General features: G+C 51.1%; 12 protein-coding genes. 8 read left to right on the forward strand and 4 right to left on the reverse strand.

Translation table 11 applies throughout. The features are described from left to right. Window positions 1-2 precede the first annotated feature (2 nt). Window positions 3-479, forward strand: a complete 477-nt coding sequence (gene moaE / locus CEK60_RS05640) for a molybdopterin synthase catalytic subunit MoaE (protein ID WP_089038196.1) — start codon at window positions 3-5, stop codon at window positions 477-479. Window positions 480-515: 36 nt separating this feature from the next. Here moaE and CEK60_RS05645 read toward each other — a convergent pair whose 3' ends face one another. Continuing rightward, window positions 516-2,114, reverse strand: a complete 1,599-nt coding sequence (locus tag CEK60_RS05645; RefSeq protein WP_089038197.1) for a ribonuclease J — start codon at window positions 2,112-2,114, stop codon at window positions 516-518. Between the two features lie 276 nt (window positions 2,115-2,390). Here CEK60_RS05645 and purU point away from each other — a divergent pair, with 276 nt between their 5' ends. After that, window positions 2,391-3,245, forward strand: a complete 855-nt coding sequence (gene purU, locus CEK60_RS05650) for a formyltetrahydrofolate deformylase (RefSeq protein ID WP_089038198.1) — start codon at window positions 2,391-2,393, stop codon at window positions 3,243-3,245. A gap of 85 nt (window positions 3,246-3,330) precedes the next feature. After that, window positions 3,331-4,002: an energy-coupling factor ABC transporter permease gene (locus CEK60_RS05655; RefSeq protein ID WP_089038199.1), complete on the forward strand. Its 672-nt coding sequence runs from the start codon at window positions 3,331-3,333 to the stop codon at window positions 4,000-4,002. A gap of 60 nt (window positions 4,003-4,062) precedes the next feature. On the opposite strand, the gene lexA is transcribed toward CEK60_RS05655, so the two are convergent. Continuing rightward, a complete protein-coding gene (gene lexA, locus CEK60_RS05660; protein ID WP_089038200.1) occupies window positions 4,063-4,740 on the reverse strand; it encodes a transcriptional repressor LexA in 678 nt (225 codons plus the stop codon). A 327-nt stretch (window positions 4,741-5,067) separates the two neighbouring features. Between lexA and CEK60_RS05665 the strand changes: the two genes are divergently transcribed. From CEK60_RS05665 to CEK60_RS05680, 4 genes are all read left to right on the forward strand, one after another. Next, entirely contained in the window at window positions 5,068-5,745 is a 678-nt protein-coding gene (locus CEK60_RS05665) for a TetR/AcrR family transcriptional regulator (RefSeq protein ID WP_038483793.1), read from the forward strand. Continuing rightward, on the forward strand, window positions 5,723-6,244 hold the full coding sequence (locus CEK60_RS05670) for a L,D-transpeptidase (protein ID WP_089038201.1): 522 nt from the start codon (window positions 5,723-5,725) through the stop codon (window positions 6,242-6,244). The genes CEK60_RS05665 and CEK60_RS05670 overlap by 23 nt, the downstream gene beginning before the upstream one ends. An 81-nt stretch (window positions 6,245-6,325) precedes the next feature. Further along, window positions 6,326-7,336 (forward strand): beta-N-acetylhexosaminidase, encoded by a 1,011-nt coding sequence (gene nagZ / locus CEK60_RS05675; RefSeq protein WP_089038202.1) that lies wholly within the window; start codon window positions 6,326-6,328, stop codon window positions 7,334-7,336. 69 nt (window positions 7,337-7,405) lie between these two features. Then, window positions 7,406-7,984 carry a hypoxanthine-guanine phosphoribosyltransferase gene (locus tag CEK60_RS05680; RefSeq protein ID WP_089038203.1) on the forward strand — a complete coding sequence of 193 codons (579 nt, stop codon included), beginning with the start codon at window positions 7,406-7,408 and terminating at the stop codon, window positions 7,982-7,984. A gap of 9 nt (window positions 7,985-7,993) precedes the next feature. Here CEK60_RS05680 and ppsR read toward each other — a convergent pair whose 3' ends face one another. Continuing rightward, the gene (ppsR, locus tag CEK60_RS05685; RefSeq protein ID WP_089038204.1) at window positions 7,994-8,827 is read right to left on the reverse strand and encodes a posphoenolpyruvate synthetase regulatory kinase/phosphorylase PpsR; all 834 of its coding nucleotides are present in this window, start codon (window positions 8,825-8,827) and stop codon (window positions 7,994-7,996) included. A 283-nt stretch (window positions 8,828-9,110) separates the two neighbouring features. Between ppsR and ppsA the strand changes: the two genes are divergently transcribed. After that, the gene (gene ppsA, locus CEK60_RS05690; protein WP_089038205.1) at window positions 9,111-11,495 is read left to right on the forward strand and encodes a phosphoenolpyruvate synthase; all 2,385 of its coding nucleotides are present in this window, start codon (window positions 9,111-9,113) and stop codon (window positions 11,493-11,495) included. A gap of 110 nt (window positions 11,496-11,605) precedes the next feature. On the opposite strand, the gene CEK60_RS05695 is transcribed toward ppsA, so the two are convergent. Continuing rightward, complete coding sequence (locus CEK60_RS05695; protein ID WP_089038206.1) at window positions 11,606-13,492, reverse strand: glycerophosphodiester phosphodiesterase family protein; 1,887 nt, start codon at window positions 13,490-13,492, stop codon at window positions 11,606-11,608. Window positions 13,493-13,523: the final 31 nt, after the last annotated feature.

A 13,523-nucleotide genomic window follows, 5' to 3' on the forward strand; every position in this document is an offset into this window, starting at 1 on the left:
AGATGGCTGATATTACAGAGACTGAATTGGATATTGCTGTCAGGGTTCAAGAAGCAGCGTTTAAAATGGATGATGGCTATGAAAGTGCGCTGCGCAAGCGCACCGATATCGGCGCTATTGTCACCTTCACGGGATTTGTGCGTGACTTTAATGAATCCCCTGATGTTATTGGGCTGACTCTTGAGCACTACCCAGGGATGACCGAGCGCACATTAACGCAGATTGGTGAGCAGGCAGGTCAACGCTGGGCGCTACAGGCCGTACGGATTATCCACCGCATTGGTGATTTGACGCCGGGAGACCCTATTGTGCGCGTTCTGGTGGCCAGTGCTCATCGCCGCGATGCTTTCCAAGCCTGCGACTTTATTATGGACTTTTTAAAAACCCAGGCGCCGTTTTGGAAGAAAGAGCACTCCCGCCAGGGGGCTTACTGGGTAAAAGAGCGGCATACTGATCAGCAAGCTGCAGAACGCTGGTAGACGATATTGCCAACAGCATCAATATCGCCAATGGCTTTAACTATCGCTAATGGCTTCTGAAGAGGGCGTTTCGGTTGCCATTATTTGTAAATGTACGTCTGGCATATGCTGAAGGTGATTAGCGAGCCAATGAATTAGCCTCGGTTGCAGTGCTTGACGCAAATCGGCCAATGTCTCTGCTGCTATTTCTAATAACTGATCATCTAGCCATTCGCTGAAACTATCTTCATCGAGTGGGCTGGTACCGCTGGCATCCAGCATCAAACGACCAATGCGGCACCAGCCAGTGTCGGTAGCCGTAACGGGAAGCGCTAAGAACAAACTGCCGCGCCGCGATGAGTGAGAGCCGGTATCGAGCCCTGGATGAGGCACGACGCTGTTCTGATTAACGATGCAGGGCGGCTGGGGATAGCGTGCTTCGCAGCGTAAGCCTAGATTGTCGAACATCAACATGTCGCCGTTTACCGGTGCGAGCGGGGCATTAATGCCGAGGCTGGTGGCAATTTCTTGATGGGCAGCCTGATGGCGCGCCTCCCCATGCACCGGCAGCAATGTTTTTGGCCGAACCCATTGATACAGTTTTCTCAGCTCATCTTCGGCAGGATGCCCAGTCGCGTGTAATTCTGGGTGGTTCATCTCATCGAAAATTGACACCCCAAGCTGCGCTAGGCGTTTTTTCAGTTGTTCAATAGGGCGCTCGTTGCCTGGTATGGCTTTGGCAGAAAAAATGATGCTATCGCCTGGCTCAAGATCCACAAACGGGTGCCTCCGCTGTGCTAAGCGTTGCAGTGCTGCACGTGGTTCACCTTGGCTGCCCGTCGCAATAATCACCACCTCTTCTGGCGGCAGGTAGCCTAAATCATGGGGTGGTACTAGCGGTGGAAAGTCGTCTAGATACCCTAGGCCCTTCGCGACACTCACCATGCGTTCCATTGAACGGCCCATCAAGCTGACGCGTCGGCCGCACTGTTGGGCGGCAATTCCAATCGCTAATACGCGGGCAAGGTTGCTGGCAAAGCAAGATACCACCACGCGTCCTGTGCACTGTTTTAAGGTGTGAGCGAGTGCTTTAGCAACATCTCCTTCACTGCCCGAATGGCCGGGCATCGGGGCGTTAGTGGAGTCGCCTACGACGAGATCGATAGGCGCGAGCGCACGAAATTGAGCAGCGTTAATGGGCGAACCAATTAATGGGGTAGGGTCTAGTTTCCAGTCCCCGGTGTGTAGCACGCGATAGTCGCCTGCCTGCATTAGGATTGAGCAGCTTTCTGGAATCGAATGGGTAACGTGAAGGTAACGCAGCGTGAAGGGGCCGAGCTCCATTGCATCACCTGGTTCCACAACGTTTATAGCGGCGCTACTAAGCTGATGTTCTGCAAACTTATGGCGCAGCAATCCCGCCGCTAACGGCGTTGCAAAAATAGGGCAATTCCACCTGGGCCAGAGCCACGCCACGGCGCCAATATGATCTTCATGGCCATGGGTAATGTAGAGTGCCTTTGGGGTAATGTTGAGTGCTGCTAATGTATCTGTATTGGGCACCTGCAGCGGGGAATTGGGTAGATCTTGGCGAATCATCATGCCGCAGTCGACGGCGATCCACTCATCATCGTATCCATACAACGTAAGGTTCATTCCAATTTCACCACACCCACCTAGCGGCAGTAGGCGCAGGGGAGGGCGACGGCGGGGACGAAGTTGAACGCGTGGTGGGTGCATCAGTAATGAAAAGCCTAAAAAGTAAGACCTTAACTATACGGGAAGGCAGGGGCGGGTAACAATCATCGTGGCATTTGGCTGCGGTGCTTCCTTGATAAGCATAAGGTACACTATTTCGCCTATATACCGCTTCCCTACCGCTGGTAGGTGCTTGTCGAACGTGCCGTTAAAATATGTCAAGAGTGTTTATTTATGTCTCATTATTACCGTTTGGTGGTTTCTTGCCCTGATCAAGTGGGCATTGTGGCGCGTGTCTCAAGCTTTATTGCTCAACAAGGTGGTTCTATCACTGAAGCAAGTCAGCACTCTGATCTTGAGACCGGCCGATTCTTCATGCGATACGAAATTTTGGCAGATTCGTTGGGTATGTCGGCGGAGGCGTTACGTAGTGCGTTTGAGCCGGTGGCTAAAGCCTTCAATATGCAGTGGTCGCTCGTCGATACTCAAAAGCGTAGGCGTGTGGTGTTGATGGTGTCGCGGGAGTCTCACTGCCTGGTTGATCTGCTTTATCGTTGGCAGGCTGGGGAGCTTGATTGCGATATTGTCGGGGTTATTTCAAATCATGAGGATATGCGATCACTCACTGAGTGGTATGGCATTCCTTACCATCATGTGCCCGTAGATCCTGATAACAAGCAGGCTGCTTTCGAGCAGGTGCAAGCGCAGATTGATAGCGCAAGGGCTGACTGCGTTGTGCTGGCACGTTACATGCAAATTTTGCCACCTTCGCTCTGCTCGCGTTACGCGGGACGGGTGATTAACATCCACCACAGTTTCTTACCCTCTTTTGCCGGTGCTAAGCCCTACCATCAAGCTTACCAGCGTGGCGTTAAGCTAATCGGAGCTACCTGTCACTATGTCACTGAAGAACTGGATGCTGGGCCGATTATTGAACAAGATATTCATCGGGTAAGTCATTGCCATACGCCAACGGATCTCGTGCGCTTTGGGCGCGATGTCGAAAAAGCGGTATTGGCGCGTGGTTTACGATGGCATTTAGAAGACCGGGTATTAATCCATGGCAATAAGACCGTGGTGTTCAGCTGATCATGTTGTTTAGATACGCAGCGTTTTTAGTCAATTCGAGTTTACAGCTGGCTTGTCGTTAGCTGACGGGTAGATAGGGGCATCCATGTCTTTCGCGCAAAGTGTTTTAGCTCCCTGGGCATTGTTGCTGACGTGGTTGGTATCGTTGAGCGTACTTGCGTGGATGATATGGCTGCGCCCTTGGCGAGTGCTGATAGGCGATGTGGCTCTTCAGCATCGGTGGTTAGCCGCGACGCTCGCTGTGGTGTTGATGTGGCAACTGCGTGCTCAGGCAGTCGATTGGTTAACCCTGCACTTAGTCTTCACCGTCTTAATGACGTTGGTATTCAAAATGCCTCTCGCATTAATCAGCAATGTGCTGATTAATGTTGCGATGTCAGCCATTGGCCGTAACGAATGGGCGTTACTAGGCGCTAATGTGTTGGTAACCGGCATTGTACCTGCGGTCATTACCGGTCTGGTATGGCGATGGGTAGACCGGCGCCTGCCGGATAACTTGATGATCTTTTTATTCGTATGCGGCTTTTTTGGCGCAGCGCTGGCAACACTGGCAGGAGGGTTGTCGGTGGTCTTGCTAATCATGGTGGCGGGTACTGACTCTGAAGCTGTGTACTTAGCCCAAGAGTATGCGCGCTTCTTACCCCTGTTAATGCCCTCCGAGGCTTTTATCACAGGGATGTTACTCAGTATTTTATTGGTGTATCACCCGAGTTGGGTAGCTACGTTTAATGATCGTCGCTATATAGACTCTCAGTAACATTGCGATAGCCGGTGAGTATCTCTATCGAGTGCCTCACCGGCATTTACACTTACTCGCTTATCCCAGTGCTTGGCCGTTACCGCCACGTATGACACCAACTCCCACCCCTTCGATATCCAACTGCTGCGTACGCAGGTCAATTTCTATGGGCGCAAAGTCGCTGTTTTCAGCAATCAGCGTCACCGTATGGCCCTGTCGTTTAAAGCGTTTTACAGTGACTTCATCTTCTAACCTTGCCACCACGATTTGGCCATCACGAACCCGGTCGGTGCGATGCACGGCAAGAAGGTCGCCTTCCAGTATGCCAACATCCTTCATTGACAAGCCTCGCACCCGAAGAAGGTAATCCGCTTTGGGGGTAAAGTATTCAGCGGGGAGTGGGCAATAACGATCAATGTGTTCCGCTGCTAGAATCGGGCTTCCTGCGGCCACTTCGCCAATGACTGGTAAGCCATTCGGTAGTGGTTCTACGTTGGCGGCAGGCGCTGTTGCCGAGACATCACCGATATCCTGTGGTTCCTGATTAGGCAGTCGAATCCCCCGCGAGGTGTTACGGATAATGCGGATGGCACCTTTGCGCTCAAGCGCTCGTAAATGCTCTTCAGCAGCGTTAGGAGAACGAAAGCCTAGCGCTTTGGCAATTTCTGCGCGGGTCGGCGGATAGCCAAATTCAGACATCGTTTTAACAATAAAATCAAAAACATGCTGTTGACGAGCAGTAAGAGGACGCGACATAACAAACTCCAAAAAATTGAACAAGACAGTGGCTACATGTCGGCTTAAACAGTATGTGGTTAAGTATACAGTATGTTGCTCTGTCCAGTACATGCTAGAGCGTTTCGCTATGGCATGGCAGTCATTATGCGAATGGTGTCAGGAATGCAGATAGGAACGACGAGTGTGAGGGGCTCTGTCGACGGAGCGTCTGATGGCAGGTGTTTGAATAGGGGCCTAGGGTGCATTTGAGCGTTGGGTAAAAAGCTAAAGATAAGTGATTGAGCCAAATAGCGTTATGGCATAGTATTTAACGATGTTTTAAACACTCGTTTTCTGGAGGGCGCTATGGCGCAATCTGATACGGTAACACGTATCCTCGATACCGCTGAGGTGCTGTTTGCCGAGCGTGGTTTTGCCGAAACATCGCTACGCAATATCACCAGTAAAGCGCGGGTTAATTTGGCTGCCGTCAATTACCACTTTGGTTCTAAAAAGGCGCTTATCCAGGCGGTATTTGCGCGCTATTTAGATCCCTTCTCACAACGTTTTCACACGGCGCTTGATGAGCTGGAAGCGCAGTACAACGGTGATGTGATTCCGCTTGAAGTGCTGTTGGAAACAATGGCAAGCACGGTGCTGGCAGTGCCAGCTGAGCGCAATAGCCTGAAGGTGTTTATGCGTCTGCTAGGGTTGGCGTATAGCCAGGCACAAGGGCATTTACGCCGTTATATCCAACAGCAGTACGGAGACGTGTTTACCCGCTTTACTGAGTTGGTGCGCCAGGCAACGCCAGATTTACCTGATGCTGAGCGTTTTTGGCGACTGCATTTCATGCTGGGCACCGTGATTTTTACGCTGTCGGGTTTAGATGCGCTGCGTGACATTGCCGCGAAAGACTATAATGAGCAAGTAACCGTCAGGGATTTGGTAAGACGTTTACGCCCTGTCGTGGTTGCTGCCATGAATGCTCCGCTACCGCCTGCTGCTGATGAAGGACATTATGCGAACGCCCACGCTAGCTGAACTACCCCCGCAGAATGGTGGTTGGATAGACATCAATATCAAACACCAGCAGCTATGCTGGTGGCAAGGGCGCACGCTGCAGTACACGTGCGCTGTGTCCACCGGTGAAAAAGGCGTAGGGCAGCAGGAAGGCAGTGGTCAAACCCCCCTGGGATGGCATTATATCCGCGCATCGATAGGGGGCGGTTTAGCTGATAATGCTGTTTTTCGGGGGCGGCGGTGGACTGGGGAAGTGTTTACGTCGGCGCTTGCGGCGGAATTCCCTCATCGTGATTGGATCTTAACGCGCATTATGTGGCTCTGTGGTTTAGAGAGAGGAGTGAATCGAGGCGGGGATGTCGACACTCAGCGTCGTTTTATCTATCTTCATGGCACGCCACCTGATCAACCGATGGGCGTGGCCGCTTCACATGGGTGTATTCGGCTGCGCAATGATGATCTGCTTTATCTTTTTGAACATGCGCCGCCGGGCACACCCGTTTGGCTTCATAATGGCTAAGCGTAGGCAGCTTATTATTGATTTTTTGACACGAGAGATTGATCAACTAAAATTGACGGCCCTTTTGTTGGATCCATCACAATGACTCAATCTTTAGGCCCGGTCATGCTTGACCTTGAAGGGCCGCGATTAACCAAAGCTGAAAAACATCTTTTGATGGACCCTGCTGTGGGCGGTGTCATTTTATTCGCTAGAAATGTCGAGAATGCTTACCAGGTTAGAAAGCTTTGCAGTGATATTCGTCGTGTTCGCGGCGAGCTGTTACTTGGTATTGATCAAGAAGGCGGTCGCGTTCAGCGAATTAAAGAAGGCGTTACTCGCATGCCAGCCATGGCACGCATTGGTGATCAATTCGCTGAGGATTCGGCATCCGGTCTTGCACTAGCAAAAGACGCGGGTTGGTTGCTGGGCATGGAAATGGCTGCTTGCGGTCTGGATATCAGCTTTGCGCCTGTTTTAGATGTCGAAAGTGGCATCTCTAGTGTTATCGGTGATCGCAGCTTCAGCACCGACCCTGCACACGTCGCTGCGCTGGGTCAGTGTTTTATCAACGGTTTGCATGAAGCGGGTATGGCGGCGGTAGGTAAGCATTTTCCTGGCCATGGTGGCGTTGCCGCTGACTCCCATGTGGCGTTACCTGTGGATGACCGTCCGCTGGCGCTTATTAAACAGCGCGATCTTGTTCCGTTTAGCCAGCTTGCTACTCAGCTTGATGGTGTTATGCCTGCCCATGTTATTTATAGTGCGTTTGACTCACGTCCTGCTGGCTTCTCACCTAGTTGGTTGGGAATGTTAAGAGAGTCCCTGGGGTTTAAAGGTTGTATCTTTTCAGATGATTTAAGTATGGCGGGTGCTCATGAAGCGGGTGACCCGAAGGAGCGCGCCAGGGCTGCCCTTGCCGCAGGATGCGATATGCTATTGGTCTGTAATGACCGCTCTGCAGCGTTAGACGTTGTTGAAGCATGCCAAGGATTACACAGTAAACGACCAATCAAGCTACGCTATGGACGAGCCCGTCCAGACGTGGATGCGCTAACGGCACTTGGCCGCTGGCGTCGTACCCATGCCAAATTAGAAGCGTTGGCGAATTAACCCCATCTTTTCTTAAGTTATTTTCGTTTTTAAGTCACTGACTAGTTAACCCCTTCTTGGAGTAACCCGATGTCCAAACTGGATAAAGAGGCGCTTGAGTCGCTTGACTCAATGCGTGAGTTGATGGATAACGCTGACTGCTTGATTTCTCAACAACAAGTTGAGCGTGCACTGGATCGAATGGCTGAGGAAATTAGTAAAGATCTAGGGGATAAGTTACCGGTTTTTTACTGCGTTATGAATGGCGGCTTGATCACAACAGGGCACCTGCTAACCCGATTAGGTTTCCCTCTAGAAGTCGATTATCTGCATGCCACCCGTTATCGTAACGAGTTGCGAGGTGGCGAACTTTTTTGGCGCGTTTCTCCAGAAATTCCCATGGCAGGGCGCCACGTCGTCATTGTCGATGACATTCTTGATGAGGGCTCTACGTTAGCCGCTATTCTTGCCTACTGCGAGGAAGCCCAAGCGGCGAGCGTTACAACGGCCGTGCTGGTGGATAAGCAGCATGACCGTAAAGCGGTACCTGGCTTAAAAGCCGATTACTGTAGCCTAGAGGTTGCAGATCGTTACGTGTTCGGCTTTGGCATGGATTACAAAGGCTACTGGCGTAATGCCCCTGGAATATTTGCTCCCAAGGGCATGTAATGCTCTGGCCTAGCGGGGCGAGAAGCGCCTAGCTAGGCCTGTCTCTGCAATCATTCGGGTTGATATCTCTTCTACTGAAAAGCGTGTCGTATCGATAAACGGGATGTGCATCGAGCGATATAGCGACTCAGCCTGTTCAACTTCTTGCAAACACTGATCCATTGAACTGTAGCGACTGTTGGGACGGCGCTCGTTGCGTATTGCTGCTAGTCTGCGAGCATCAATTGTCAGACCAAACAGCTTGTGTCTATGAGGGGCGAGTGCCTTGGGTAGTTTTAAACTGCCATCTTCATCCAAGTCATCTTCGGTTAATGGGTAGTTAGCTGCTCGAATGCCAAATTGAAGCGCTAGATAAAGTGAGGTGGGTGTTTTGCCGCAACGTGAAACGCCAACCAGAATAATGTCGGCTTTATCGTATTGGTGCGTTCGTGCGCCATCATCATTATCTAGCGCAAAATGGACGGAATGGATGCGATCCATGTAAACATCATCGCTACCAATCGAGTGCGTTCTGCCGACGCTGTAAGAGGAGTGCGTCTCTAACTCTTGCTCTAGGGGTTCTAAAAAGGTAGAGAAGATATCCACCTTGAAGCCTGAGGCCTGTCGAATGACGTTACGGATATCCTGATCCACAATGGTATCAATGATAATCGGCCGATGGCCGTCACGGGCGGCGGTAGAGTCGATTATCTCCGCTAAAGCTCGAGCCTTTTCCAGCGTATCAATGTAGGGCTTTGTCAGCATGTTAATTTCAACATCACTAAATTGAGCTAACAGGCTACGCCCAAGGCTTTCTGCCGTAATGCCAGTACCATCAGAAATAAAAAAGGCTGTTCGCTTCATCACTAAATCCGTCAATAAATAAAATTGCTATTGTGGGGTGGGGCGTGGGTTAGCACAATCGTTGCCAAGCCATTCGCTTTTTGCAGTTCGTTTTAACGCTTATTTAATAAAAATTACCTCATTAAGACTACATAAAAAGCCCTTTATTGCACTTTGTTGTAAAAATCCTCCACTCCGTTCGCTATTAGACCAATGGCGAATGCGGCGGGGCGATGCTAGTGTGACATGGTCAATTAGAGTCGGCCTGTCAGGTCGCAAAGCAGTCTAAAAGCGAGGGGGTTGCGTGGAAGAGTACATTCTATGGTTCGATCAGCTAGGTATGGCAGACGTCGAACGTGTGGGTGGTAAAAACGCTTCGCTTGGCGAAATGATCTCGAACTTATCAGGTGTGGGCGTGACAGTGCCGGGTGGATTTGCCACGACGGCCCATGCCTATCGTGAGTTTCTCTCTCACGAAGGGTTAAATGACCGCATCAACGCCACCCTTGCTCGCCTGGATGTCGATGACGTTAAGGCGTTGGCAGAGGCTGGTAAGACTATCCGCCAGTGGATTATTGATACGCCACTTCCCCCTGCATTTGAACATGCTTTACGCGGTGCCTATGAGCAGCTTCAGGCTAAGCATCCCAGTTTGAAAGTTGCCGTACGCAGCTCCGCCACGGCAGAAGATCTGCCTGATGCGTCTTTTGCTGGTCAGCAGGAAACGTTCCTCAATATTGAAGGTTTTGACAATATTAAACAGGCGGTGCACGAAGTGTTTGCATCGCTATTCAACGACCGCGCGATCTCTTACCGCGTTCACCGTGGCTATGCCCATGAGAATGTGGCGCTGTCTGCGGGTGTGCAGAAGATGGTGCGTTCTGAGACAGGTGCTTCCGGGGTTATGTTTACGCTGGATACCGAGTCTGGATACCGCGACGCAGTGTTTGTCACTGCTTCCTGGGGGCTTGGTGAAACCGTCGTCCAGGGGGCTGTCAATCCTGATGAATTTTATGTGCACAAGCCCACGCTTGAGGCTGGCCGTCCCGCAGTGCTACGCCGGACGCTAGGCTCTAAACTGATCAAAATGATCTATGGGCAAGATGCCAGCGCTGGTAAATCGGTTGAAACTGTTGATGTGCCTCTGAACGATCGTGGGCGGTTCTGTATTAACGATGAGCAGATCATGGATCTTGCACGGCAAGCCATGACCATTGAAAAACATTACCAGCGCCCGATGGATATCGAGTGGGCACTGGATGGTGATGATGGTCAGCTTTACATCGTTCAAGCGCGTCCTGAAACCGTTGTTTCACAACAGGAAGGAGGAAAGTTAGAACGCTTCCACCTGCGTGAAAAAGGACGCACGCTGATTACAGGCCGGGCGATTGGTCAGCGGATTGGGCGTGGCACGGTAAAAACAGTGCTTAGCCCAGAAGAAATGGACAAGGTCCAAGAGGGTGATATCCTGGTGACAGACATGACCGACCCGGATTGGGAGCCGATCATGAAGCGTGCATCAGCGATTGTTACTAATCGCGGTGGACGAACCTGTCACGCGGCCATCATTGCCCGGGAACTGGGTATACCAGCGGTGGTCGGTTGCGGAGATGCGACCACTCAGCTTAAAGAGGGCATTGATGTCACGGTGTCCTGTGCCGAAGGTGACACGGGCCACGTATATGAAGGGCTTCTGGCATTTGACTGTAAGGTTTCAAGTGTCGATGCGATGCCTGAGATTCCCTTCAAGATTATGATGAATGTGGGTAACCCGGACCGTGCATTTGGCTTTGCTGGTTTACCCCACGCTGGGGTTGGTCTTGCTAGGCTGGAATTCATCATTAACCGTATGATCGGTGTTCACCCCAAAGCGCTGTTGGATTACGACACGCTGCCTGCTGATCTTCAGCAGGTCATCGATTTGCGTACTGCCGGTTACGATGATCCTGTTAGTTTCTATGTTGATAAGCTGGTTGAAGGCATCTCAACCCTGGCCGCTGCTTTCCATCCTCAGCGAGTGATCGTAAGGCTCTCTGATTTTAAATCAAATGAGTACGAAAACCTCATTGGTGGCAAGCTTTATGAGCCCGGTGAAGAGAACCCAATGCTTGGCTTCAGAGGGGCCTCGCGTTATATCTCGGATGCCTTTAGGCCCTGTTTTGAGCTGGAATGCCGAGCGCTGAAGCGGGTTCGTGAAGAAATGGGCTTTGATAACGTTGAAATCATGGTGCCCTTTGTTCGCACAACCGATGAAGCACGCGAGGTCGTAGAGTTGTTAGCGGCTAATGGCTTGCCGCGGGGCGGTGAGTCTAATCCTGATGGCTTAAAAGTTATCATGATGTGTGAGTTACCGGCTAACGCACTACTGGCTGATGAGTTCCTCGAGTACTTTGATGGTTTCTCGATTGGTTCCAACGATTTGACCCAGCTGACGCTTGGTCTTGATCGTGACTCGGGTATCGTTGCGCATCTGTTTGATGAACGAAATCCAGCGGTGAAAAAGCTATTAGCAATGGCCATCAAAGCCTGCAAAGCACAAGGCAAGTATGTTGGCATTTGTGGTCAAGGCCCTTCTGATCATCCTGATTTGGCCAAGTGGTTAATGGAACAGGGAATTGATTCTGTCTCCTTAAACCCAGATGCGGTGCTTGAAACCTGGTTTATGCTGGCGGGTGAAACCATCGAATAATACTGTCAGCTCGCAGGACTGGCTCGCAACACCAGTGAGTGACATAGTGGGTTGAGTTGCTTATCTTCGCCCGGCCATTGGCCGGGCGAAGAATCATAAAGAGATCTTTGCTATTGGCGTAGCCAATTGCGCAGTTTTACCAGCATTAGGCCGCCGTCGCTCAGCGCACGGCGGTCTTCTATTAGCTCGCTCAAACGGTCTGGATAGTCAGTGATTATCGCATCAACCCCAAGATCAATCAGTGCCGACATGCGCGTTTGGTCATTGACTGTCCAGGCATGTATTTCGTAGTTATAAAGCGCCGCCAATCGAATTTCTTGTGGTGTGATACGGTTATGACGCAGGCCTAAAGCATCGAATTGGCGTCGATCCAGTGTGCCAGCCAAGATCAGTTGGGCGAGTAAGGTAATGCGTAATTCGGGGGCTTGCTGTTTTAAATAAGTCACCATACTGGGCGACATGGTTGCCATGCGCATTTCCAGGAATACATTTGGAAACCCGCAGTTCGCGTTCGCATTGAGCGCGTTATCCTGGGTTGCCCAGCAGCGATAACGAATGTCACTTTCTGCCTCAAGGGTTGCTAATACGGCGCGAGCGAGTCTCTCTTCGTCGCCAGGCGAGGGCTTCATGTCAATCATTAAGCCTGCGCGTCCTCGCACTAGCGCCAAAGCATCATCCAAACCAGCAATCCTTTCGTCTTGAAAGGCATCGCCAAACCAGCTGCCGACATCAACTTTGCTCAACTCTGCTCTAGTGAGTGAATCAAATTCTCGCCGATCGCCTGTTAGCCGGGCCAAGCTGCGATCATGGTAAAGAAGCACCTGGTTGTCAGCACTCAGGCGAACATCCAGTTCTACCGCATCGGCACCGTCTTCAAGCGCTTGTTTTATCGCGGATAAGGTATTCTCCGGCGCTACCATCGAGCTTCCTCGGTGGGCGATGATCGCTACGTTATCGCGTATTTCAAAGCTGTTGAGTATCCACCATGCTTGTAGCCCCGCTAGTAGCAGTACGCTTAGTTCAATCGCCCACGCAAGGCGACCAGGATGGGCGTGTTCCGACCGAGGCGAAGGGCGTGTCTCTCGAAAAGCCAGTTGCAAGTATAAGCACGCTGATAGGAGGGCATTGGTGGCAATACCTAAAAATGTAATGGTTAACGTAACCAGTACGTAGCTGGTTAAATAAGCCAACATCGCTGGAATCAGCACGGCATTATGTTCGGGTAGCCCCCATAACAGAGGCGTCACGACACTATCAAATAGCCATGTAGAGATAATCGGCAGACTGATAATGACGATCAGGACTGTCAAGACCGCCACACCAATCGAACGGTGCCAGCCGCGAGTTAAGCGCACGCTACGCTTAAGTGCTTGGAAAGGGGAGCAGTTGTCCAACGCTACTAACGGTAGCGCTAGTAACCAACGCAGGTAGAGCCACGCAGCAAGCCCAAGCCAGATAATCAGTAACGGCAGTGCGCAAGCAATAAAATACCACAGCGAGGCTGGGCGGGTTTGTTGTAAATAGTAGGGATCTATACCGCTTAACCACACATCATAAAGCCACGCTAAGCCCATCATAAAAGGGGCTAGAAGCAACAAGTGGGCTCCTACCTGAAGAATGACCAGGCCCGCCAGTGCTGGTAAGCGGCGTGTGCTTAACCACAGTGCTTCAAAGGCGAGTCGATAGTGGTTGTCTTTAGGTCTGACGGCAACCAGCAGCATGCCTGCTTGTTGCCAATAAATCAGTAAGAATGCAAAACCAAGACCCACGAGCAACGCAACTAAGCCCAGTGGACTAAATAGCAGTGTAATCAGCGCATCATTGGTGACGACTGTTCGGTTGAGTTGCGCTAGTAAGGCCCGAGAGATCCACGCAATCAATGGCACTACAAGAGCAGAGGCTAATAGGGTGAAGAGCAGGTGATAGGCAATGAGAGGACGAAGATGGTCGCGTAGAGTGTGGAGTAGGGTGTAGCCCAATTGGTTAAGCGGCTGCATGGTCACAATTTTGTCAGAGTTGAATTACCAG

Origin of the sequence: Halomonas sp. N3-2A (genome assembly GCF_002216165.1) — a bacterium.
Classification (GTDB): domain Bacteria; phylum Pseudomonadota; class Gammaproteobacteria; order Pseudomonadales; family Halomonadaceae; genus Vreelandella.